At 50.7% G+C, this 22089-nt stretch carries 18 protein-coding genes; 9 read left to right on the forward strand and 9 right to left on the reverse strand.

Going from position 1 to position 22089, the window contains the following annotated elements:
* The 3 genes from I0P70_RS20415 to I0P70_RS20425 form a co-directional block, all read right to left on the reverse strand.
* Nucleotides 1-705, reverse strand: a complete 705-nt coding sequence (locus tag I0P70_RS20415) for an ABC transporter ATP-binding protein (protein WP_196120990.1) — start codon at nt 703-705, stop codon at nt 1-3.
* A gap of 177 nt (nt 706-882) precedes the next feature.
* Nucleotides 883-2355 carry a TolC family protein gene (locus I0P70_RS20420; RefSeq protein ID WP_230392328.1) on the reverse strand — a complete coding sequence of 491 codons (1473 nt, stop codon included), beginning with the start codon at nt 2353-2355 and terminating at the stop codon, nt 883-885.
* Between the two features lie 117 nt (nt 2356-2472).
* The gene (locus tag I0P70_RS20425) at nt 2473-3717 is read right to left on the reverse strand and encodes an efflux RND transporter periplasmic adaptor subunit (RefSeq protein WP_196120991.1); all 1245 of its coding nucleotides are present in this window, start codon (nt 3715-3717) and stop codon (nt 2473-2475) included.
* 257 nt (nt 3718-3974) lie between these two features.
* Here I0P70_RS20425 and I0P70_RS20430 point away from each other — a divergent pair, with 257 nt between their 5' ends.
* The 7 genes from I0P70_RS20430 (at nt 3975) to rluF (ending at nt 12769) form a co-directional block, all read left to right on the forward strand.
* Entirely contained in the window at nt 3975-4955 is a 981-nt protein-coding gene (locus tag I0P70_RS20430; protein WP_196120992.1) for a hypothetical protein, read from the forward strand.
* 86 nt (nt 4956-5041) lie between these two features.
* Nucleotides 5042-6340: a S41 family peptidase gene (locus I0P70_RS20435; protein ID WP_196120993.1), complete on the forward strand. Its 1299-nt coding sequence runs from the start codon at nt 5042-5044 to the stop codon at nt 6338-6340.
* A gap of 76 nt (nt 6341-6416) precedes the next feature.
* Nucleotides 6417-7547: an OmpA family protein gene (locus tag I0P70_RS20440; protein WP_196120994.1), complete on the forward strand. Its 1131-nt coding sequence runs from the start codon at nt 6417-6419 to the stop codon at nt 7545-7547.
* 168 nt (nt 7548-7715) lie between these two features.
* The gene (locus I0P70_RS20445) at nt 7716-9494 is read left to right on the forward strand and encodes an aminopeptidase P family protein (RefSeq protein WP_196120995.1); all 1779 of its coding nucleotides are present in this window, start codon (nt 7716-7718) and stop codon (nt 9492-9494) included.
* A gap of 141 nt (nt 9495-9635) precedes the next feature.
* The gene (gene ctlX / locus I0P70_RS20450; protein ID WP_196120996.1) at nt 9636-10565 is read left to right on the forward strand and encodes a citrulline utilization hydrolase CtlX; all 930 of its coding nucleotides are present in this window, start codon (nt 9636-9638) and stop codon (nt 10563-10565) included.
* A gap of 190 nt (nt 10566-10755) precedes the next feature.
* Nucleotides 10756-11667, forward strand: a complete 912-nt coding sequence (locus tag I0P70_RS20455) for an AEC family transporter (RefSeq protein WP_196120997.1) — start codon at nt 10756-10758, stop codon at nt 11665-11667.
* 91 nt (nt 11668-11758) lie between these two features.
* On the forward strand, nt 11759-12769 hold the full coding sequence (gene rluF / locus I0P70_RS20460) for a 23S rRNA pseudouridine(2604) synthase RluF (RefSeq protein WP_196120998.1): 1011 nt from the start codon (nt 11759-11761) through the stop codon (nt 12767-12769).
* Nucleotides 12770-13032: 263 nt separating this feature from the next.
* Here the strand turns inward: rluF and I0P70_RS20465 are convergent, their stop codons facing one another.
* The 3 genes from I0P70_RS20465 to hemN all read right to left on the reverse strand — a co-directional run bounded on the left by I0P70_RS20465 (nt 13033) and on the right by hemN (nt 15796).
* Nucleotides 13033-13698 (reverse strand): hypothetical protein, encoded by a 666-nt coding sequence (locus I0P70_RS20465; RefSeq protein WP_196120999.1) that lies wholly within the window; start codon nt 13696-13698, stop codon nt 13033-13035.
* A 59-nt stretch (nt 13699-13757) separates the two neighbouring features.
* Nucleotides 13758-14306 carry a CopD family protein gene (locus tag I0P70_RS20470; RefSeq protein ID WP_196121000.1) on the reverse strand — a complete coding sequence of 183 codons (549 nt, stop codon included), beginning with the start codon at nt 14304-14306 and terminating at the stop codon, nt 13758-13760.
* A gap of 119 nt (nt 14307-14425) precedes the next feature.
* Nucleotides 14426-15796, reverse strand: coding sequence for an oxygen-independent coproporphyrinogen III oxidase (gene hemN / locus I0P70_RS20475; RefSeq protein ID WP_196121001.1), 1371 nt, complete (start codon nt 15794-15796; stop codon nt 14426-14428).
* Between the two features lie 322 nt (nt 15797-16118).
* On the opposite strand from hemN, the gene I0P70_RS20480 reads away from it, so the two are divergent.
* Nucleotides 16119-17243, forward strand: coding sequence for an alanine racemase (locus I0P70_RS20480; protein ID WP_196121002.1), 1125 nt, complete (start codon nt 16119-16121; stop codon nt 17241-17243).
* A gap of 69 nt (nt 17244-17312) precedes the next feature.
* Here the strand turns inward: I0P70_RS20480 and I0P70_RS20485 are convergent, their stop codons facing one another.
* Nucleotides 17313-18176, reverse strand: a complete 864-nt coding sequence (locus I0P70_RS20485; protein ID WP_196121003.1) for a M28 family peptidase — start codon at nt 18174-18176, stop codon at nt 17313-17315.
* A 192-nt stretch (nt 18177-18368) separates the two neighbouring features.
* Between I0P70_RS20485 and I0P70_RS20490 the strand changes: the two genes are divergently transcribed.
* Nucleotides 18369-19265 (forward strand): glycoside hydrolase family 25 protein, encoded by an 897-nt coding sequence (locus tag I0P70_RS20490; protein ID WP_196121004.1) that lies wholly within the window; start codon nt 18369-18371, stop codon nt 19263-19265.
* Nucleotides 19266-19303: 38 nt separating this feature from the next.
* On the opposite strand, the gene I0P70_RS20495 is transcribed toward I0P70_RS20490, so the two are convergent.
* Together I0P70_RS20495 and I0P70_RS20500 are read right to left on the reverse strand one after the other, a co-directional pair.
* Nucleotides 19304-20077 (reverse strand): hypothetical protein, encoded by a 774-nt coding sequence (locus I0P70_RS20495; RefSeq protein ID WP_196121005.1) that lies wholly within the window; start codon nt 20075-20077, stop codon nt 19304-19306.
* 85 nt (nt 20078-20162) lie between these two features.
* Nucleotides 20163-21974 (reverse strand): glycosyltransferase, encoded by a 1812-nt coding sequence (locus I0P70_RS20500; protein WP_196121006.1) that lies wholly within the window; start codon nt 21972-21974, stop codon nt 20163-20165.
* Between the last annotated feature and the right edge of the window lie 115 nt (nt 21975-22089).

Raw genomic sequence — 22089 nt, forward strand, 5'->3', positions numbered from 1 at the left:
CTATACCTTTTGATAGTCGTAGGCAGTGGTTTTAGCGTCTGATACCTGCTGGCCGTCGAAGAAGCGGATGAGGCGCTCTGTTTTATGGGCCATGTTCTCGTCGTGCGTCACCATCACGATGGTGGTGCCGTCTTCGCGGTTGAGCGTGAGCAGGATGTTCATGATTTCCTCGCCCATTACCGAGTCGAGGTTACCAGTGGGTTCGTCAGCTAAAATGATTTCCGGCTGACCAATGAGCGCACGGGCAATGGCCACTCGCTGGCGCTGTCCACCGGAGAGCTGTGTAGGGTAGTGCTTGGTGCGGGCACTGAGGCCTACTTTTTCCAAAGCCGTGAGGGCGAGCCTTCTTGTTTCAGCTGCTGATGTGCCGCTGCGGTAGAGCAGCGGGAGTTCTACATTATCGATCACGCTCAGGTCGTTGATCAGGTGGTAACTCTGGAATACAAACCCGATCTTCTGATTGCGGATGTGTGCCAGCTCTTTGTCTCTATACCTGCTGATGGGGTTGCCATCTATCTCCACAATGCCGTTGGTCGGCTCGTCGAGCAGCCCCATGATGTTGAGTAGTGTGGATTTGCCGCAACCCGATGGACCCATCACTGACACAAATTCCCCTTTGGGTATGTGCAGGTTGACATTGTGCAGCGCTACCGTCTCAATCGTCTTGGTCTGGTAGACTTTTTCGATGTTCTTTAACGTGATCATAGTTTTATACCTTGGTTCTAATATCTGTAAATTTTTTGATGCATATATGCTTGGTTTCTCTTGTCATTTTGACCCCTGGGAGAAATCTGGAATATTTTTGAAAGCATGCAGTAACCGAGATTTCTCGTTGCACTCGAAATGACAGGTAGTGTTTTGGTTTGTAATAAGTCTATCATCTCAATGTTGTGTCTCTATTAAAATCACCTGTTGTTGCTCAAAGTCAAAGAGCGTGAGCTGCCGCAGGGTATAATGGGCTGTCCAGAAGGCACTGAGCGAGGCGATGTGGGCGCGTCGGGCCTGGTCTTTTTCGGCCAGGGCGATGTTGAGGTCGGTGATGCTGATGCGGCCGATCAGGAAAGTGTTGCGGGCGATCTCGTAACGTTCCTGTGCGATGGCATCGGCTTCGGCAGTGGTGGCAATGCGGGCTTTCAGGGTGTTGTACTGGTTCACCTGCGTGAGTACGGCCTGCTCGAAATAGGCGTCTTCCTGATCCACGGTGTACTGCACCAGCTGCTTGTTCAGCTCGGCCACTTTATAAATAGAGCGCTGACGCCCCCAGTCCATGATCGGCATGCTGAAGCCGATGCGGGCCCGTTGCTGGTTCTCGGGTCGGGTATAGATGTCAGTGAAAGAGGCGCCGCGGTTGGTGAGGCCAAAGGTGGCAAACAGGCTGGCGTTAAAACCATTGTCGCCATGAGCTTTGGCCATCAGTGCCTCGGCCTCCAATAGCCTTCTGCTGAAATTGATGCTTTCTTTGCGGTTTTTGCGGGCCTCGGCCAGAGCTATCTCCGCAAGCACGGTAGTGGCAGGTATACCTTCGGGCGTATGCAGTTCGAGTTGGTCTGTCTCTTTCATGCCGATGTAGGTTTTGAGGGCAAGTGCCGCAGTCTGCTGATCAAGGGCAGCCTGCGCCATGGCGAGCTCGGCGTTCAGCACGGCCAGGCGCAGCTGTAGCAAGTCGTTCTTGGAAAAGCGGCCGAGCTTATACTTCTCCTGCGCGATCTGGTACAGCGTGTCGTTGCTCGACTGGTTCTGACTGGCGATGCGCTGGTTCGTTTGGGCCAGCAGCAGATCGAAGTACAGTCGGGTGGCATTCACGGCTATCTTTTCGCGCTCCTCCAGAAATTCTCTTTGTGACTCCTGGTAGCGGAGCGGCTCTATCTTTTTGGCCCAGGCTAGCTGGTTGTAGGCAAACAGCGGCTGCTCCAGACCGATAATGGCCGGGTTGCCGTTGTAGCGGGTCTGCTGGCGGTCAAAGTCGTCAAAGCGCTGCATCAGCGACGTAACAAACACACGACCTCCGGTTGGACTCACCACCTGGCTCAGGCTTAGACCAAGCTCAGAGTTGTTGATCGACACCGGTTTGAAGTCGGTAGTACCGTCGGGTTGTGTTACGGGCATGATCGTGCGGCTGAAGTCGGGGAGGGTACCTGTCAGGCTAAGCTGCGGCTTGTAGTCAGACTTGAAGCTGCGCCATTGCCAGTAGCTGTTTTCGCGGCTGGTTTCGGCTTGCCGTGCCGCTGCCGACTGCTCCTGCGCCAGGGCAATCACCTCCTGCAGACGCAAGGTGCGCGTCGCAGGCTGTGCTATACCTGGCAGGCAGGGCAGCAGCGTCACAAACAGCAAACAAATTTTGTATAGGTCTTTCATCGTTTTATTTGCGTATCACAGGTTCGTATCACGACTTCTTCTTGGGAAGAGACAGAGGACTTTTCTTTTTCACATTTGTTGTCCTTTGTCACAAAGTCTTTTGTGCAATTATCAATCTTACTTCACTTTCACCTTGTCGAGGTGTTGGTAATCTAACAGGTCGGATATCACGACTTCATCACCGGCTTGCACGCCGCTTTCCAGCTCTACATAATCCATGTTGCTCACACCGATCCTTGCTTCTCTTCGGATCAGTTCGCCGTCGCGCAGCAGGTATACCTGGGGCTTATTGGCTGTTTTGAAGTAAGGGCCGTTCTTCACACGCAGCGTGTTTGGTTTGGCGACTGTGTGTACATACACATCCACGCGTAGGCTAGGGCGCAGCAGCTGGTGTGCTTTCTCTTCTAGGACCACAAAAAAGGTGACGATGCCGTTCTCGACTGTAGGTTTGATGGAAGCAACGCTGCCCTTGAGGTTGGTGTCGTTGATGCGCACTAATACGCTGCTGCCGACACTAATCTGACTGGCGAAGGCGTCTGAGATGGTGGCCTGCACCCTGTAGCTGCTCAGGTCAGCTAAACGGGCAATGATATCACCGGCATTTACATTACTGCCGATCTCGTTTTTCACCCAGGTGATAACTCCCGGCTGTTTGGCTCTTACCTCGGCCTGTTCCATTTTGCGTTGCAACTCTTCGATCGAGCGGCTTTGCATGGCCAGGGTATAGCGCAGTTCCTGCTGGTCAGCTTTGAGGAGTTGACGTTCTGTTACGATGTCGCGCTCAATCTGCTCGAGTTCCTGCTGCGCAATTCTCAGGTTGAGTTCGGCTTGTTTTACGCTTTCCTGTGTGCCACCCCCGATCTTGAGGAGGTACTGCTCATCTTCGAGCTGCGCCTGCAGGCTCTTCACCCGCATCCGTTTTATTTCAAGCTGCGAAGCCAGCGCGTTCAGCTTCTTTTCGAGGTTCAGGTTGAGCTGCACGCTTTTATGTCGACTCTGTTCCTGCTCGTCTTTCAGTTTGTCGTAGGCTAGCTGGGTATAGGCCCTGTCGAGGAGCAGGATCTGGTCGCCGGGCTGTACCTGCTCGCCTGTTGAGTGCACCACCTGCTCAATGCGTGCCTGTATGGGACTGGTGATCACCTGCTCGTGCTCCGGCACCACTGTGCCAGAAGCAGTGATCGTAGCCACCACCGGCCCCTCTTCAACTTGCGCTGTATTGAGTTCTGTTCTAGCGATGCTCGGAGTGATTAGGCTTCTAAAGCCAAAGATGGCTACTGCCAGCAGGGCAGCAGCTATACCTATTTGCCATATGCGCTTCCGCTTTTGGGCTTGTCTGGTGCTGGCTGATAATTCACGATCCATAGTCTTATTTTGTGCTTTGCTCGTGAGGGTATAGCCAATTTAGATGCCAGGTTTGTATATTATTGATAATCAGCTGTTTATGCTGTAAAGAATTGATTTATAGTAGTTTGTGCCTGTTCAATAATGAACAGTTTGTGCGGTTTTGTGAGGGAGCTTTGAGTGAGTATATTGTATATAGCACATAGTTTATTTTTATTAGCTTTAGGTATAGATTAGTTTTAGTATGCCTATTGGTTAACCGGTAATCCTAAGGAATTATGAAAATAAACTATGTGCTATACCTGTTGGCTCTGGTGTTGACAGCTTGCAGTGATAAACCAGTACAGGAACTGCCTGCTACTGCAACTGCCGATACTACGCAGTCAGCCGAAGTAGTTGTAGACCTCACGGATGAAGAAATGGAAGATTGGAGGCAAAAATGTGATGACTACTACGCTTCCCTGTATGTACACGATTCGGTGCGGGTAGCCTACCTCGATAAGTTATTAGCGGATAAGAAGAGCAGGCTCACTGCTAACAACCGCCAGTTTCTGATGCAGCTTAGACAGCAGTTCAATACTAGTAATCCTAAGCAACCCCGCCTGACTATTGAGCAGGTGCTATTCCCAGTTTTCAGAATTCCCGACCAGAAACTAGGCATCATCGGTCAGCCAATACCGGACATGGAGCGACCAATGGAATATCATGATCTTTCAGCTGAAAAAGTATTGTTGAGCAGTCGGCCCGGTTACCAAAAAGGTTACTTTGACTCAACCAGGCTAGTGCATTTCCCGGAATTGCTCGATTCTTTATACCCGACTGGCAAACCACAGATTTACCTTTACACAACTAAGACAACCCGCCAATCACGTGTACAGGACCTTGGCCATTATCAAAATGAGTGTTCTGAATATTATCACTATACCTTTGATGAACAGGCATTAGAAAGCGGGGATGAAGTGCTTTTTGCCAGCCGTTTTCCGCTCGACCTGACTTATGAAAACAATCCTGCCTTTGATAGCTGGTACAGGTCTAAGCTGATGCCAGACTGTGCCGATTGCCCCAGCAGCCATGACAAAGCCGTCTCTTTCGCCAAACTGACCGGCACTGAGAATCTCTATTTTATATATGTGGATGCTTTTCCAAATAACAGGGAGTTGCATACGCCCTTCCGCGCATTAGTAGCTAAAGGAGAGAATGGAGCGTGGCTAAAACTGTGGTACAGCGATATCGATAATTTCGGCTGTAGCTGTTTGTAGGCATGGTTTGTTAAAGAGTATTAACAAGACATTTTGCTATACCTAAATCTTGAACAGTAGTATCATTAAAGCACTTAGTTAAAATCATGAAGATACTTCTGACACTAGCACTATTATTCACAGCCATTGTAGCGAAAGCACAGAATGATAACTATCTGTCTGACTTAAGCGCTCTAAGGTCACTCTTGCAAAAAACACCTTCCTATAAAGCGCAGATTCAGGGTAGTGAACTTATATCTTACAACGAACTATATAAGTCCTTGGCGACTGACACAGCAGGTGACTTGAGTAATTACGAGCAATTTTTCAAGCTGTCACATCTTCTGTTTCTGATTCGGGACAACCATCTGGGCTTTTATCAGACTCCAGTGTTTAGCCATTTCAAGGACTCTGTCAGTATAAATAACTATATCGCCTCCGAGGAATTCCAGCTTTACCCAAAAGTTGAGCTTAATATAGATTCTCTAAAGAACGAGTTGATGCAGAAACACGCTGACTCCACTGAGGGAATCTATCACTATGGCAACTCATACATTGTGGGGCTTTTCCGGAGCAGCGAAAAGGAATATTTGGGAGTGGTAGTGGATTCTAATGTTAAGTTTTGGCAAAAGGGGCAAATCGCTGTTCGGCTCTACCAATCAGGACCGAGTACATACAAAGCTGTTTATGGTCATCCAGTTCAAAAATACTTTACTTTTCAGAATAACGAAAAGCTCCGGAACCAAACATTGCTAAACTCCCAGTTTTACGCTTATGGAGCTTACAATCAGTATAGCAAGCAGCAGTACCAAAAAGACTATGTAAACATCCCGATCAAGGAATCTAAATTTGAGCTGAAACGCGTAGCGGCTGATATGCAATACCTGATGATTAGAAGTTTTCAGATAAACGAGACTACCAGGCAGCAGTCACAGGCTTTTTATGAATCCATAAAGGATTCCCTAACGGCAGCCAATGTAATACTGGACTTAAGAAACAACGAGGGTGGAGCTCCTAAAGAGATGCTGAAGTACTTTAAACTACTTAAAAGTTATTCAAAAAAAGGTAACATCTATGTGCTTTTAAACAACGAGACGCTCAGCCAGGCAGAGATTTTTACGTTGAAGCTGATGAGACTGAAGAATACCACAACTGCAGGGCAAACTACGAAGGGTATGCTAAGCTATGGCAGTAATTACGGTAAAAGAGTAACATTGCCAAGTGGCCGATATACACTTTACATCACTGACACACAAAACAAAAGGCAGTTTCTGGCATACGAGGATTATGGGATCGAACCAGCTATCGAACTGGAACACAAGTCAGATTGGGTTGGCCAAATTATAGAACGGATAAGGGAAAAAAATCAGATAGTACCTGAAGCCAGCCTCATGAAAAGAGACTAAGTAGTCGAACGATTCGATTAGTTCCTTGCCTGAGCTTACAATACACCTTCTGGCATTTCTCCCCGTAATAACTGAAATGAAAGCATTTCTGCTATACTTTCTCTTCAGTTTATACCTGAGTCAGGCCCTGGCGCAGAATCTGGTCAAGAACCCAGGTCTTGAGCAACTGAAAGGCGGTATCGTCGGTTTCAGGGGCGTGAGCGGCACACCTGATATCGCGTCTGTAGAAAGCAAGGTGATCATGTACCCGCCCTACTTCAACGCGTATCGTTCCGAAACACCTGGTAGACAGTTGACAAACATCGCGTTCGGAGATGTTTGCCTATGTCAGTGGTTCAGCTACGGAGCCAGCGAACTGACGCAGGCAGAACTGACTCGCCCACTTCAGAAGAACAAAGAGTACCTGGTATCGCTCTATACGATCAAAGCCTCCACCATTGAGCCGCCCATCAGTGAGATTACCGTGCACTTCACCAATAGACCACAACGGTCTACCCGGCAGGTATACGGACTCAAAGAGCATCCGCTAACCGGGGCCAGCATACCTTACCTGTCTTTAAAAGCTACACCGCCGGGACCACTGGCATCGCGGCAGGTATGGACAAAAGTAAGTGCCATTTATAAAGCCAAAGGAGGGGAGCGCTTTCTGATTATCGGTAACTTTATAGGTGCTAACGCAGCGGCTCTTGAGTCCATGAACCCTGATGAGGAGCAGGAAGAGAAAGGCAGCAAGACCAAAGGCACCTACTACTGCTACGACAACATCAGTGTGGTGCTGAGGTCGGAGGCAGCGCAGGAGGCAGCACAGCCAAGCTCTGCTGCAACCGCCAGCAGAAAAAGCCAGCCTTTACCTTTTGCTATTGGTGAGACGATCACGCTCGAAGATATCAACTTCACTTCAGGAGATCATCACATACTGTCCGTGGCTTACCCCATGCTCGATTCACTGGCAGCTTTTATGAGGAAGGAACAGGAGGCGGTGGTGCACATTACAGGACATACCGATGACGTAGGTTCAAAAGAGGACAACCTGGAGCTTTCGGTGCGCAGAACAGAAGCTGTTAGGGAATACCTGACAAACAGTGGTATAGCGGAGGACAGGATCTCGACAGAAGGTTTTGGTGAAAGTAAGCCAAAGGTAGCTAACAATACCGAAGAGAATAGGGCGCTGAACAGGAGGGTGGAAATTAAGATATCTCAAAAGTAAGGTGAGAGAAGCAGGAGGGCCTATGTTGTGCAACTACGTTCAACTCTTGCAGTTTTATAGCCTCTGGCATAATTGTCTTTCTCCTGCAAACCAGCCAAACCCTGTGCGAAACTGCGCATTTCTCCGCATCTTTCCTTAATTTGCCTCTTTCACTAAGCCACATAAACTATGAGTCATAAAGAAAGACTGGCTGCCATACGCCAGCAAATGAAAGAGCAGGGGCTGAGCGCCTACATCATTCCTTCGGCTGATCCGCACATCAGCGAGTACCTGCCCGATCGTTACAAATGCATTTACTTTGCCTCGGGCTTTACCGGTTCAGCAGGCACACTAGTGATCACACAGGACTTTGCTGGCCTCTGGACCGACGCCCGCTACTTTGTGCAGGCCAAAGACCAACTGGCAGGCAGTGGCTTTGAGCTCGTGAAACTGCAGGCGCAGCATGCACCCGAGTACATCGGCTGGCTGGCTGACCGTCTGGAGCAGGGTGAAGTGGTGGCGTACGATGCCAAACTGATCTCGGTGGGACTGGCTGAGCTGCTGGAGCAGGAGTTGACACCGCTAGGTATAGAACTGGCCACGGACCGCGATTTGCTTGACGCCATTTGGGACGACCGTCCGGAATTGCCAACTGCCCCGGCCTACCTGATAGGTGAAGAGACAACCGGTCAGTCAACTACCGCAAAACTGGAAGCGCTGCGCAAAGCACTTAAAAAGCAAAGAGCCGACTACCACCTGATCTCTTCCTTGGACGATATGGCCTGGCTTTTTAACATGCGCGGTTCCGACGTGAAATGCAACCCAGTTGTACTGAGCTTTGCGCTGATCAGTCAGGATAATGCAATTCTTTTTATAGACCAGGCAAAACTGAGCGAAACAGATAAGAAACAACTGATGGCCGACGGTGTGGAGCTGCAGCCATACGAGATGGTGGAGCGCCTACTCGCCGAACTGCCTGCCAGTTCCTCCATCCTGATCGACCCGAAACGCAATTGCTATGCCCTGTACAAGCAACTGCCGGCTGAGGTGCGCGTGATCCAAACTACTAACCCTACTACCTTCTTAAAGGCCATCAAAAATGAAGTGGAGATAGAGAACACCCGCAAAACGATGGTGAAAGACGGCGTGGCCTTGACGCGCTTCTTTAAATGGCTGGAGGAAAATCTGGGCAAAGAAACCATCACGGAGCTATCTGTTGCTGACAAGGTGCTTGAATTCAGAGCAGAACAAGAGGGTTTTGTTGGAGAAAGCTTCGATACCATTGCCGGTTACAAAGCCCACGGTGCTTTGCCGCATTATAAAGCCACACCGGAGAGCGATGTAGAGCTGAAGGCCGACGGCCTGTTCCTGCTCGACTCCGGCGGACAGTATACGACGGGTACTACCGATATTACCCGCGTAGTTTCATTGGGCAACCTGACCGAAGAAGAAAAGATAGACTATACCCTGGTGTTGAAAGGGATGATTGACGGCGCCACCGCCTGCTTCCCAAGAGGCACTCGCGGTTATCAGATCGACGCCATCACGCGAAAGCCGCTCTGGGACCATGCCCGCAACTACGGACACGGAACCGGCCACGGCGTCGGCTTCTTCCTGAATGTACACGAAGGTCCGCATGTGTTCAATCCTTCCCCCACACCAGTGGATATTGAACTGGGCATGATCACTTCGGTGGAGCCGGGGCTTTACCGTCCGAACCAGTACGGCATCCGCATCGAGAACCTTGTGCTGACCATACCTGACGAGGCCAATGACTTCGGTGAATTCTATACCTTCGAGCATCTGACCTTAGCACTGATCGACACAGCTCCGGTGAAAAAAGAGCTGCTCGACGAGCGCCAGATCCAGTGGCTGAACGACTACAACCAACTGGTGGTAGACAAGCTCGGACCGCAGCTGACAGAGGAAGAACTGAACTGGCTGAAGGAAAAGGCGAAATCTATTTAACTGCTGATCATTAATAAAAGCCGGCTATACCTTCAACAAGTATAGCCGGTTTTTTCTTTTAGAGCAGAGGGTAATCCCAACTTGTCTGGCTTACAAGTTACTCTTTCCTGGAAAACGAAGTATATTTGAAAAAAACCTGTTATGAAACAAACCACCAGCACCATTTTGATGATCGAGCCGACAGGCTTTGCCTTTAACCCGGAGGCAGCCGAAACCAACAGCTTTCAACAGGAGCTGCAGGACTTCACGCCTGATCAGGTGCAGGATATCGCGCTGCTTGAGTTCAAAAATGCGGTGACGGAACTGCGTCAACTCGGTGTGGAGGTGATCACAATGCGGGACCCTGACAACGCGGGCACACCTGACTCTGTGTTTCCGAACAACTGGTTTTCTACTCACGCTGAGGGACAACTGGTAACCTACCCGATGGCATCACCCAGCAGGCGAAATGAACGGCGCCAGGAGGTCATTGAACGGATCAAGCATGCTTGCCAATGTGGGGGGCATGTGACGCTGGAGTTTTTTGAAGAACAGGAAACACCTGTATACTTGGAAGGTACGGGCAGCTTGGTACTGGACCGCGTGAACAAGATCGCTTATGCGGCGGTGTCGCCTCGTACGAGTTTAGAGGCGCTAGCACATTTCTGTGATAAACTCGGCTACGAAGCGGTTACATTTGAAGCTTATGGACCGGCAGGTGAACTGATCTACCACACCAATGTGATGATGTGTGTAGGCGATACCTATGCAGTGGTGGCCTTGGACGTGGTGAGTGCGCAGGATCGTGAAAAGCTGTACGCTAGTCTGAGCGGAAGCGGCAAAGAGATTATCGAGATTAGCAAAGAGCAAACCTACCAGCATTTTGCTGGCAACATGCTCCAAATAGAAAACCAGCAGGGCGAGCGCATTCTCGTGATGTCGAAGGCCGCTTACCTAAGCCTGACACCTGAGCAGTTGGAGCGTATACAAGCGCATAATGAGCACATCCTGTATCTGCCCATCCACATGATCGAGAAAGCAGGGGGTGGCAGCATCCGTTGCATGATCGCGGAGCTGTTTAAGAAGCGATGATTTAGAACATCAGGTATTCTTTGTTCGCTCACCTTTTATTAGTAAAAGTGGGTGATTGACCAACTATACCTGGGGATGTTGCTGTTGCAGCTTTTCAGGAAGACATGGCTCCATAATTTTTCTTTTACATCATGCCCCATCCCATTCCCCGTATACCTAGCTTTGCGGTTTCATTTATATCGGAGCCTGCATGAGCAGTATCATCTTACTTTTTCTTTGCCTGATCGTGGGGGTGCTGCTGCGCCGGGTGCCGGCTTTTCCGAGCACGTCGCCGGTGGTGCTCAACCAGTTCATCATTCATATTTCGCTTCCGGCACTGGCCCTGTATGCTATACCTGAGGTGGAACTGGATAGTACGGTTTTGCTGCCTGTGGGCGTGGCCTGGATCTGTTTTGGGGCGGCTGCGGCCTTTTTCTATACCTTGGGCCGGATCTATGGCTGGTCTAAGAAGCTGATCGGCTGCCTGATTCTTACTGCCGGACTCGGCAACACTTCTTTTGTAGGCTTCCCGATCATCGAGGCGCTGTATGGCAAACAAGGTTTGCAGACAGCTATCCTTGTCGACCTGCCCGGTACCTTTGTGGTAGTCTCGACGCTAGGGATAGCTTTGGCCGCTTATTTCTCCAAGGGGCAACCTGACTTCAAAGCTATTGGTTTGAAAATTCTCACATTTCCGCCTTTCCTGGTGTTTGTGATCGCCTTTGCCATGAATGTAGCCAACCTGCATTTCTCGGATGACCTGAAGGATGTCTTCAACCGCCTAGGCAGCACCGTGACACCGCTGGCGCTGGTAAGTGTGGGCATGCAACTGCGGATTGAGCGCAAGAGCAAGCACTGGCGCTTTCTGGCTTTGGGCCTTGCTTTTCAACTTATACTGGCACCACTGCTTATTTATGTTCTTTACGCATTGGTGCTGGGCATGCGCGGCCCGGTGGTGCAGGTGAGCATCTTGGAAGCAGGTATGGCACCCATGATCACAGCTTCTATCGTGGCCATTTCCTACGGACTCAAACCCCGGCTGGCCTCTATGATGGTAGGCTTCGGGATTCCGCTTTCCTTTATCACGCTGGCCGTCTGGTACCTGCTGGTGCAGGGGCTGTAGGTATAAGCGGTTAGCTATTCCTGAAGTTTTCTCGTTATTTTACAAGTATAAACACACGGCCGGCAGGTATAGACTACGGCCATTTCAGATTATGACACAACACACATCCGACGGCATCCGCTTAAACAAGTTCATAAGCGACGCAGGCATCTGCTCCCGTCGCGAAGCAGATAAACTGATAGAGCAGGGGAGGGTACTGGTGAATGGCAAGCCGCCCGAAGTCGGAGCCAGGATCAAAGGCAAAGACAAAATTCAGGTAGACGGCAAAACGCTGCAATGGAACCAGGTGGCACCTGTATACCTGGCGCTCAATAAACCGGCAGGTATAGAGACGACCACTGACCTCTCTCAACGCGACAACATCATTCGCTTTGTCAATTATCCCGAGCGCATCTTCCCGATCGGCCGTCTCGACAAAGACTCGGAAGGTCTGATCTTTCTGACCAATGATGGGGACATCGTGAACAAGATTCTTCGGGCCGGTAACAAGCACGAGAAAGAATATATTGTGACGGTGGACAAGCCGATCAACGAGGATTTTGTTCAGAAGATGAGCAATGGCGTTTCGATTCTCGGTGTGAACACCAAGAAATGCTTTGTTGAGCAGTTGGGACCGAATAAATTTCGCATCATCCTAACGCAAGGCATGAACCGCCAGATCCGCCGTATGACTGAGGCACTGGGCTACGAAGTGCAGACCCTACAGCGTATTCGCATCATGAACATAACCTTGGCAAAGCTCCCGCTAGGCCAGTGGCGAGAGCTCACCGAAGGCGAGATTGACATGTTGCAAAGCATGGTGGCTGATTCCGTGATGACAGAAGAAGGCTCAGTAGGCAAGAAAAAAGCGGCTGCTAATCAAACGCAAACTTCACAGCCAGCTCGCAAAAAATCTTCTTCGGGTAGTAGACCGCCACGAAAAGAAGGCGGCGCGGGCAAGAAAAGTAGTTTCGGAGCAAGCGACTCAAAAGGTGGCAGAGGCCAGCGCGGCGCTTCCAAAGGGCCGGGGGCCAAGAAGTCAGGGGGCAAGAGCAGTAAGGGCTACAGAGGGGCCAGCAGAAATGCACCTGCTGCCAAAGGTGGCGGAAAAAAAAGACGTTAGACCTCTGGCAATATTAAAAAGCCGGTGCATCAGGTATAGGTATAAGACCTGCCTGATGCACCGGCTTTTTAATTGAGTTGATTAATCTGATAGGAATGTTGCTGTGAACTAGCTTCAACAGGTATAAGCTAGTAAAACCGCTATATCTGTGAATTCAGTAAAGTTGGTTTATAGCCCACACAGCACGTTCAAAACTTAAAAGATCAGAGGCAAGCTGTTTTTGAAATGTTCTGGCTCTTTTCTAAGATAATTTAACAAAAAAATTACTGTGCGTCGTCTTCCTCTTCTTCAGCGTCTTCCTCTTCCGAATAGGCGTTTAATTTGATCTTTTCGATCTGCAGGTAGGTTTTGAACTGGTGAATCAGCTTGTCCATCTCCTTTTCTTTTTGCTGCAGGGCGTCAATCTCTTCGTCTGATGTTTGCAGCACCGGACGCAGGCGGCTCAAGCTATCCTTCATCTGGGCCACAGCATCTTCCGTATGGTTGATCACGTCCTGGTTTTGCTCAGCAGCCATAGCCAGTTGCAGCTGACCGATGTACATTTCCAGAAACTCCACCATGTCCCAAGGGTTATTGGGACGGTTCCAGGTAAAGGCCGTATTGCAGCGGCGGCACTTATAGGTATTGCATTTCCAGCCGTGCTCGTTGGTGGTGGCACCGGTGCGCTTCAGCATATCGGCTTTGTTGCACTTCGGGCACTGGGCATTGTCCTCGATGATGTTGAGCAGGCGCTCCCGCTTATCCATGATGGCGGCGCGATTGGCGGCATGTGTGATCAACTGTGTCTCAAGATTCTCGCACGCGGCTGTCATTTGGGTATGCTCCGCGCTGAGTTCGCCCTCTTCCATCAGTCGCGCGGCACGCTTGCTGAAAAAGCGTATCAGTTTGATCAGTTCTCTCTCGTTGGGCTTCAGTGCGGGTTGTTTCATGTATCAGGTGTTTGTTCAAAGTTACAAAATCCGTGGCAAAGCACGAATTGTTCAGTAGTTTAACGCGCCTGCTTCGCTTCCCGGGTGCGCTTGTAGATGCGAATGGCCAGCATCAGCAATGCCGAAAACAGCAGCAGACCTACAATCCCCCAAGCCATGCTTAGCGCACTTTTGAGCACCACCAAAAACACAATGGCGATCAGGAAAACGGTGGCTACCTCGTTCCAGATGCGCAGTTGCGTGGAGCTATACTTGATGATTCCGCTCTGCTGTTGCTTGAAAATACTGTGACAAAGGAAGTGGTATGCGTACAGTCCGACCACAAAAGCCAGTTTCCAGATAAGCCAGCCCGGGAAAGGATCGTAAAGGCCAAGCGTGATAACAATGCTGGTACCAAATATAAGCGTAAGCACAGCCGATGGCCAGGTAATGCCATACCAAAGTCGCTTCTGCATGATGCTGAACTGGTTCTGCAGAATACTTCGTTCCGGCTCCGGTTTCTCCTGCGCCTCAGCATAATAGATGAACAGGCGCACGATGTAGAACAGGCCGGCAAACCAGGTAACCACAAATATAATGTGCAGGGCTTTGAGGTATAAAAAGGACATAGACCGTCAGGATGCTGTTTCGGCAAAGGTACATAAAAACAAAAGCCCGGCATACCTAAGGGTATCCGGACTTTGTTCTTCGGTCTGAATAATCAAAAAATCAATCCTATCAAATCACCTTAAACAGACTTACTAAAAACCGGCACCGTCATTTTTCCGGCCCATAGGCGGGCATCCAGACACATGGCAATGTTGCGCACAAAAGGCTTGCCGGCAGGCAGTACCTGTATGTCTTGGTTGCTGTACTCTACCAGACCATCGTCGGCTAATGGTTGCAGGCGCATTAAGGCATCTACAAAATAAGGCAATTCCTCGGGTTCCCAGCTCGTGTAGTCGCGACACATCAGGTTCTGGATGTGGGTGCGCAGCAGTATGTCCTCGCCGGTCAGCTCGTGACCTTTGAAGATTGGGAGATGACCAGTCAGCACAACTTCTTCGTAGGCTTCCACTTCCTTGATGTTCTGCATAAAGGCCGTGCCCGTGTCGGAAATGCTGGAGCAGCCTAAGCCGATCAGCAACTGGGTATGACGCGGGGTATAGCCCATAAAATTGCGGTGAAGCGTGCCGTTGGCGGCTGCGATGCAAAGCTCGTCTTCTGGTAGGGCGAAGTGGTCCATACCTGTTTCGATGTAACCAGCCTCTTCCAGCATGGCTCTGCCCAGTTCGTAAAGACCGCGCTTCACTTCCGGCGCAGGCAGGTCAGCCTCTGAGTAGCGACGTTGGCCTTTGCTCTTCCAGGGCACGTGGGCGTAACTGTAAAAGGCGATGCGCTCAGGGCGCAGCTCTTTCACTTTCTCAATGGTATGGCGCACGCTCTTTTCGGTCTGATGCGGCAGTCCGTAGATAATGTCGCCGTTGATGGAGGTATAGCCGATTTCACGGGCTATGTCAAATATCTCTTTCGTCTTTTCGAACGTCTGGATGCGGTTGATGATCAGTTGCACGTAGGGGTCGAAGTCCTGTATACCCACACTCAATCTGCGGAAGCCTAGGTCGTAAAGTACCTGCAGCTGTTCGCGGTTTGTGGCATTCGGGTGCACTTCGATGCTGAAAGCTGCATTTGGCGTAGTCTCAGTTTTTTCAAGCAATCGCTCCAGCAGGTTCTGCAGGTTGGCTGCACTGAAGAAAGTCGGAGTACCACCACCCAGGTGCAGTTCCGTAATGCGTGGCTTCTCATCGAACAGTTCCAGATACTGCTCCCATTCCTGAAGCAGGGCCTCCAGGTAAGGCGACTCTACTGCGTGGTTTTTGGTGATGCGCTTGTTACAGCCGCAATACGTACACAAAGCCTCGCAAAAAGGCAGGTGCAGGTATAAACTGATACCTTCTTTCTTGTTTGTAGCTCGGAAAGCCTGCTGCACATGGCTCTTCCAACGGGCTTCGGTCAGGGGCTTCTCGTCCCAGAACGGCACAGTAGGATAGCTGGTATAGCGTGGCGAAGGCACATCGTACTTGGCCAGTAGTTCAGCAGGAGTGACAGCAGTTTTCATAATCGATTCTTCTAAAATGGTACATCGAAGCAATTGCTGCTTCATTACGGTTACAAAGGTCGGGCACCCCCGTCACCTAAGAAATGACATTTGTCAGTCAAGCTGCTTTTTATGAACTTTAGGGCAGGGCTAAGGGATGATATTTGTCATGAAAAGAAATTTTGTGACTGAATTGTTAGACGCTATACCTGTCACGAGCCTGCCTAAAGCATGTTTGTGGCATTAAGTTCTAGCAAATTTTCACTCGTCCTCAAGGGGATAGTTTCAGATAGAGTTTGAGGCCCTCCCTTAGTATCCGCTATACCTGTAAAACTAGATAGACATGCTTGACCATATCACAGAAACCACCCTTTTACTGGACGAAAAGAAATGCCGCCAGAACATCGCCATGATGACCGAGAAGGCTGCCCGTAACAACGTCCGGCTGCGTCCGCATTTTAAAACGCACCAGTCGGCACAGGTGGGGGAGTGGTTCCGGGAGGCTGGAACAGAAGCCATTACTGTCTCTTCACTCAAAATGGCCCGTTACTTTGTGATGCACGGCTGGAAAGACATCATGGTGGCTATACCTGTGAATATCCGCGATATGGCATTAGTAAACGAACTGGCATCCAAGATAAAGCTGCATTTGGTGGCCGTAAATATCGAAACAGTGCAGGCGCTGGCAGAGCAGCTGAAGCACCCGGTGAATCTCTGGCTGAAGATCGATACAGGCTACCGCCGCACGGGCATTCTGCCACACAGCCACGAAGAACTCGATGCGATAGTGGCCTTGCTGGAGCAGAGTGACAATCTAAAATTCACAGGCGTACTCGCCCATGATGGCCATACCTACAAACAAACCGATGCGGAAGCCATCCGCACCATCCATCATACCACGGTCTTTCTCCTGAATCTAGTGCGCGACAGGTATAAGGTGCGCTTCCCGGAGTTGCAGGTATCGATCGGGGACACGCCTTCGTGCAGCATCTTGCAGACCATCACTGGCGTTGATGAGATCCGCCCGGGCAACTATGTGTTCTATGACCTCACGCAACAGCACATCGGCTCCTGTAGTTTTGAGCAGATAGCGGTGTGCATGGCCTGCCCGGTGATCGCGAAGCATCCGGAGCGTAATGAGATCATTGTGCACGGCGGCAGTGTGCATTTCTCAAAAGACAGTTTGGTGGGGGCAGATGGCTCGCTGATCTTCGGACGCGTGGTGGAACTGACGGAAAACGGCTGGTCGGAGCCGCTGGAAGGTATAGAAGTAGTGTCCCTCTCGCAGGAGCACGGCACCATACGGGCCAGCAAGGGACTCTTCGAGAGGTATAAAATAGGCGACCTGATGGGGATTCTGCCGATCCATTCCTGCCTCACTGCTGACGTGATGGGAAGTTACACGACCCTTGAGGGCAAGCGGCTGGAGCATTTGTCAGGCATAGGGCAGCAGGGGCAACCTGTATAATCATTAACTACCGTCAGGTATAAGCAGTCGGTACTTTAGCGGGGTACATTCTGTGAAGTGCCGGCTTTTTTATAGCTTGGTCAAGGCTCCGTACACTCCCTCTACTACAGCCGCCATTTTGTCGAAGTCAAGCGTATCGATGGTATCGCTGGTCTGGTGATAGTGGGGGTTGCGCAGAAAGGAGGAGTCGTTGATCATGATGGCGTTGATGTCGTACTTCCAGTAGTTGCGGTGGTCGGAGAGACCCACCAGCCCAAAACCGGCTGGAAGGTTAACCGATTGCACATCGATGGAGGTATGCTGGCGCATCAGGTCTCGCACCTGCTGGGTATAGCCTTCCTGCCCTGTCTTTCCGACTACGACTATAAAATTGCCCTTATTAGGATAGTGCTTGGCCAGCTCCGGGTCGGGAAACTTCTGTGAATTAGGCTCATCCGAAAAGTAGCCGATCATTTCGTAGCAGATCATGGCCCGCACCATTACTTGTTGTTCGTGCAGTTTTCGGGCATGCACGGCGCTGCCCATGTCTTCGCTGGCAAAGAAAGGAGGCTCTTCCAGACAGTAAGCGACCAGTTCAATGTTGTGTTTTAGATCAGGCTTGTGCTCGTGCAGGAGTCGGGCCGTTTCGAGCAGACCGACTACACCACTCGCATTGTCGTCGGCACCGGGCTGGTCACCGCACACGTCGTAGTGGGCGCCTACCACAATGCGTTCAGCACTGCTTTGCCCTTTAAAGAGGGCCACCACATTCTTGTAGGTCCTGTTATCGACTTTAAATGGCTGCTCCACCACTTCACAATCCAGCTTCTCAAATTCACTTTTGATATACCTGACCGCTGTCTCCAGAGCCTCCATGTTCTGGTAGTTTCGGGCAGGCTGTATACCTGTCAGTTGCTCTACATCGCGGTGAAGTCTGTGCTTGCTGTTTGTCATGCCTTTCATTGTCTGTGAACTTCCTTTTACGTTACGGTTTTAGCAAAATCTGTTTAATTGACAATAGCAGGTATAGCGCCGCTTTTTAGGGCAACTGCAAGGTATAGCCGCATGAGCTGCTAATCTTTTTTTAAACAGGGCTATACCTTCCATTTGTCTGAAAGGTATATCTTTGCTTTCCCCCAGGCAGCTATGAGTACAGTCAAAACCCCTCACCCGATCAAGGCCATCCGGACGCCCAAGGCTACACCAGCCCCGAAGGCTACCCGTGCTGCGCCCAAACGCAAGAAGTCCAAAAAGAAGCAGTCCAAGCTGCCTTTCTGGATCGGGCTGGGCGTGGTCGCGGCTATCGGTTTACTGGTGCTCTATGTGGAGTTCTTCACAGAGAAAAAGCAACCCATTTGGCCGGAAGGGCATAGTCCGCTTGGCAATACGATTCTGGGTATAGACGTGTCCAAGTACCAGCGCAAGATCAACTGGGAGAAGGTGCGTGACAACGATGTGTCTTTCGCTTTTATCAAGGCAACCGAAGGTGTGAAGCTGAAGGACAGTCATTATGAGCGAAACTGGGAGGGTACACAGGAGGTGGGCATCATCCGGGGAGCTTACCATTTTTACCGTCCCAGCGTCTCGCCTGAGGAACAGGCCCGCAATTTTATTCAAACCGTAGTGCTGGAGCCCGGTGACCTGCCGCCTGTGCTGGATGTAGAAGTGCGCGGTAAGCAGCCACTCAACCATTTCCGGGGCGACATCAAAGAGTGGCTGGTACACGTGGAGCGGGCCTATGGCGTGAAGCCGATCATCTATACTGGCTACAGTTTCTACAAAGACTATCTCGAAGGCTATTTTGACGAATACACACTCTGGATCGCGCACTACAACGTGAAAGAGCTACAGATGCAACGTACGGACCGGGCATTGCTATCGTTCTGGCAGCACACTGACCGCGGCGTGATAGAAGGTATACGGGGGCCGGTAGACTGCAACATCTTCTATGGGACCAAGAAGGATATCCTCAAATTATGCATCCAGCCTAAAGAAACTATAGATCCGAAAGACTCCCCAAAAACAGCAAAGGCGCAACGATAAGCTGCGCCTTTGCTGTTATTTATGGTTTCTATGCTGTTCTACCAGTCGTTGCTCCAGCGGTTTTGAGCTGTATTAAACTCACGTGGGCGACGGTCATCGCGGCCACGGTCGCGGTCACGGTCACGATCTCTGCGGCCTTGGCTGCCAGACCGGTTTCCTGACTGCATGAAGCCACTCGAGCCGTAGTCGCCTTCGCCATATCGGCTGCGGGTTTCGCGGTTGTAGCCGCTGCCCATGTAGTTGCCCTGATCATCGCCATAGTTGGAGCTGTAGTAGTCGTCGCGTTCAAAGTCGTAGCGGCCCTGGCCACTGCTGCCTTCAAATCGGCGCGATACTTCGTTGCCGTACAGGTCTTCGCGGTCAGAGCCATACCTGTTGTGGCGGCTGTAGTCACGGCCTTCCTCGCGGTAGCCGCGGTTACCCATCGATCCCCTACCTTCACTGCCATACCTGCGCTGAGATCCCATGCCGCTGTCAAACGGGTGGTCAGAATCGTGGCGGCCGCCACGGATGTCCCCAAAGCCCTGGGCACCGCCATAGCTGCCCATGTTGCCGTAGTTGCGGGATGAGCTGTAGGTATCGTTGTCGGTGATGTTTCTTCTGGAATAGTTGCGCGATCCGCCCCGCTCATTGCCCTGGTTACCCCAAGTGTCCTGATAGGTTTCATTGCCATAGCCGCCATGCGCTGCAGAGCCGTAGTCGTCGAAACGGTAGCCGCTGTCCTGCTCAGGATGACGGTAGCGCTCTGAGCGACGGGTATGGAAATCTCTTTCATGACGGTCGTGATCCCGGTCTGATGAATGTCTGTTCATAGTTCTAAGTTTTAGCGTTCTACATCAATACATTATACTTATTAACGAGAGCAAACGTCAACTGTTGGGGAATTTGTGCCTGTACTTATTGGGGGGTGGGCAGCAAACTGGCGGGAAGTATGGTATGAGGGCGGGCACCAGTGTTAACAGGTTTTTGAACCAGCGGCTTGTCCTGTTCCTGAGAGGTATTGTAAGGCTTGTAGCCGAAGAGCAAAAAACTGGTAGAAACAGCCACAGAGACCATTGTGATCAAAATGGCTACATAGCGGATGCCGTCGTAAAAGCTGTGACGCGTACGCCAGATCGCCAGTCGGAGCGGTTGCAGGACAGGCTGCAGCAAGTGGGCGTGCAGGATGTTGTGTCGCACCCATTGTATGAATTTCTCCTGTCCGATCACCACCACAGTACCCAATATCGCCACATTTACGAGTGAGAACATGGCCATCATCTGTACATACGGATTGGTGTACAGGTGCCCGTACAGGTGCTGGCTGTAGGCAATGGCTCCGAGCATCAGTCCGACCATCAGTATGTTGGGCAGACTCAGCAACCAGTTGTTTTTCGGCTTGTCATCTTTAGGGGTGGGTATATAAGGTACCTTTACCCGGAAAATAGAGTAAACGAGCCCCAGCAGGAAGATCCACCAGGTGCCGGTACGCAGAATGCCCCCGAACATGTGAAAGCCCTTTTCATTTTTCTCGTGGTACCAGCGCTGTGCATATTGCCGGATAGCAATGGAGATCAGGAAGAAAGGCGTGAACATGATCAGGAACTCACCCAAAGACACATACCAGGGAAATTCTGCCATAATCAGCGCCAGGGAAGGAATCAGGAAATCAATCAGGTTGAAAACCCCAAACAGGTAGTAGAGTGGCAGTGTGCCGTAGTGGATGCGCTGCCGCCAGGTGAAGTGTTTGAATAGTTTCGGGTATGTGGTGAAGAGCAATTCAAAGGTGCCACGGCTCCACTTTACCTGCTGCTTGTAGTAGGCGGCCAGCGTTCCGGGTACCAGGCCTCGGTTCAGGATTTTGGGTACGTATACTGATTTCCATCCTTTGGCGTGCAGCTGCATGGCCGTGTGCATGTCTTCGGCCAGACCGGCTGCGTGTCCACCAATGCTATCGAGGGCGCTGCGGCGGAAAACGCAGTTGGCCCCGATGGCCTGCGCCGTGCCGTGTTCGTTCATGCCCATCATCATTGGGCCATAAAAGTTGTAGGTCTGCTCTGCGGCCCCATAAGCCACCAGACTTTCCTTCTGGTTGTAATACGCCTGCACGCACTGCACGTAGCCGATCTCCGGGTCTTCAAAATAGGGTAGCACCTCGTCCAGAAACTCCGGCACCGGCACATGGTCCGGGTCGAGAATCAGGCAGATGTCGCCGGTGGCCTGTTTCAGGGCATTGTTAATGTTGCCCGCCTTGGCATTGATCTTTTTGGTACGGGTCACATGGATCACACCCAATCGCTCGCACTGTTCCTTCAGGTATGGATCATCGGCTTCGTCGCACAGGTAAGTGGTATGCGGATAGCGGATACGCTGAATGGCCTCCAGTGTATTGATGATCATGTCATAAGGCTCGCCGGCACAAAAGGTAGTGAGCACATCCACTTTAAACTTAGTTCGCAGCTTAGGCTTGACCGGTACGCTCACATCAAAATAGTGGTACCATTCGTGTAGGGTACGCAGCAGTTTAAAGCCGAGGGCAGTAGTCAGAAGTATATAGAGCGGCAGGTAGCCGATATGGTCTGCGTCGATAAACCAGTATAGGAACAGCACCATGGTGATCAAGCCCATCACGATCATGAGGCGGATGGTCAGGACATCCTTCGGCTTAGGGACAACGCCGGGAATGGATGTATGCTGTACTTTAGGGTTACTGGCAGGAATGTTATACATCAGCGAACGGGAACGTGTATTTTTTTAGGATAGCTTAATTTTTATGCACTAGCTGTTTTGCCTGTTTTGTGATTATCTGGTACAATAACATCTGTGGTTTATACTCGTATCATCC

Source organism: Pontibacter sp. FD36 (genome assembly GCF_015686655.1).
Classification (GTDB): domain Bacteria; phylum Bacteroidota; class Bacteroidia; order Cytophagales; family Hymenobacteraceae; genus Pontibacter.

Coding starts and splice junctions, on each gene's coding strand:
- I0P70_RS20425 (WP_196120991.1), bottom strand. CDS start 3,717: ATGGATCGTGAATTATCAGCCAGCACCAGACAAGCCCAAAAGCGGAAG.
- I0P70_RS20490 (WP_196121004.1), top strand. CDS start 18,369: ATGAGTACAGTCAAAACCCCTCACCCGATCAAGGCCATCCGGACGCCC.
- I0P70_RS20445 (WP_196120995.1), top strand. CDS start 7,716: ATGAGTCATAAAGAAAGACTGGCTGCCATACGCCAGCAAATGAAAGAG.
- I0P70_RS20485 (WP_196121003.1), bottom strand. CDS start 18,176: ATGACAAACAGCAAGCACAGACTTCACCGCGATGTAGAGCAACTGACA.
- I0P70_RS20495 (WP_196121005.1), bottom strand. CDS start 20,077: ATGAACAGACATTCATCAGACCGGGATCACGACCGTCATGAAAGAGAT.
- I0P70_RS20440 (WP_196120994.1), top strand. CDS start 6,417: ATGAAAGCATTTCTGCTATACTTTCTCTTCAGTTTATACCTGAGTCAG.
- ctlX (WP_196120996.1), top strand. CDS start 9,636: ATGAAACAAACCACCAGCACCATTTTGATGATCGAGCCGACAGGCTTT.
- I0P70_RS20465 (WP_196120999.1), bottom strand. CDS start 13,698: ATGAAACAACCCGCACTGAAGCCCAACGAGAGAGAACTGATCAAACTG.
- I0P70_RS20435 (WP_196120993.1), top strand. CDS start 5,042: ATGAAGATACTTCTGACACTAGCACTATTATTCACAGCCATTGTAGCG.
- I0P70_RS20420 (WP_230392328.1), bottom strand. CDS start 2,355: ATGAAAGACCTATACAAAATTTGTTTGCTGTTTGTGACGCTGCTGCCC.
- I0P70_RS20415 (WP_196120990.1), bottom strand. CDS start 705: ATGATCACGTTAAAGAACATCGAAAAAGTCTACCAGACCAAGACGATT.
- I0P70_RS20430 (WP_196120992.1), top strand. CDS start 3,975: ATGAAAATAAACTATGTGCTATACCTGTTGGCTCTGGTGTTGACAGCT.
- I0P70_RS20455 (WP_196120997.1), top strand. CDS start 10,756: ATGAGCAGTATCATCTTACTTTTTCTTTGCCTGATCGTGGGGGTGCTG.
- I0P70_RS20480 (WP_196121002.1), top strand. CDS start 16,119: ATGCTTGACCATATCACAGAAACCACCCTTTTACTGGACGAAAAGAAA.
- hemN (WP_196121001.1), bottom strand. CDS start 15,796: ATGAAAACTGCTGTCACTCCTGCTGAACTACTGGCCAAGTACGATGTG.
- I0P70_RS20470 (WP_196121000.1), bottom strand. CDS start 14,306: ATGTCCTTTTTATACCTCAAAGCCCTGCACATTATATTTGTGGTTACC.
- rluF (WP_196120998.1), top strand. CDS start 11,759: ATGACACAACACACATCCGACGGCATCCGCTTAAACAAGTTCATAAGC.
- I0P70_RS20500 (WP_196121006.1), bottom strand. CDS start 21,974: ATGTATAACATTCCTGCCAGTAACCCTAAAGTACAGCATACATCCATT.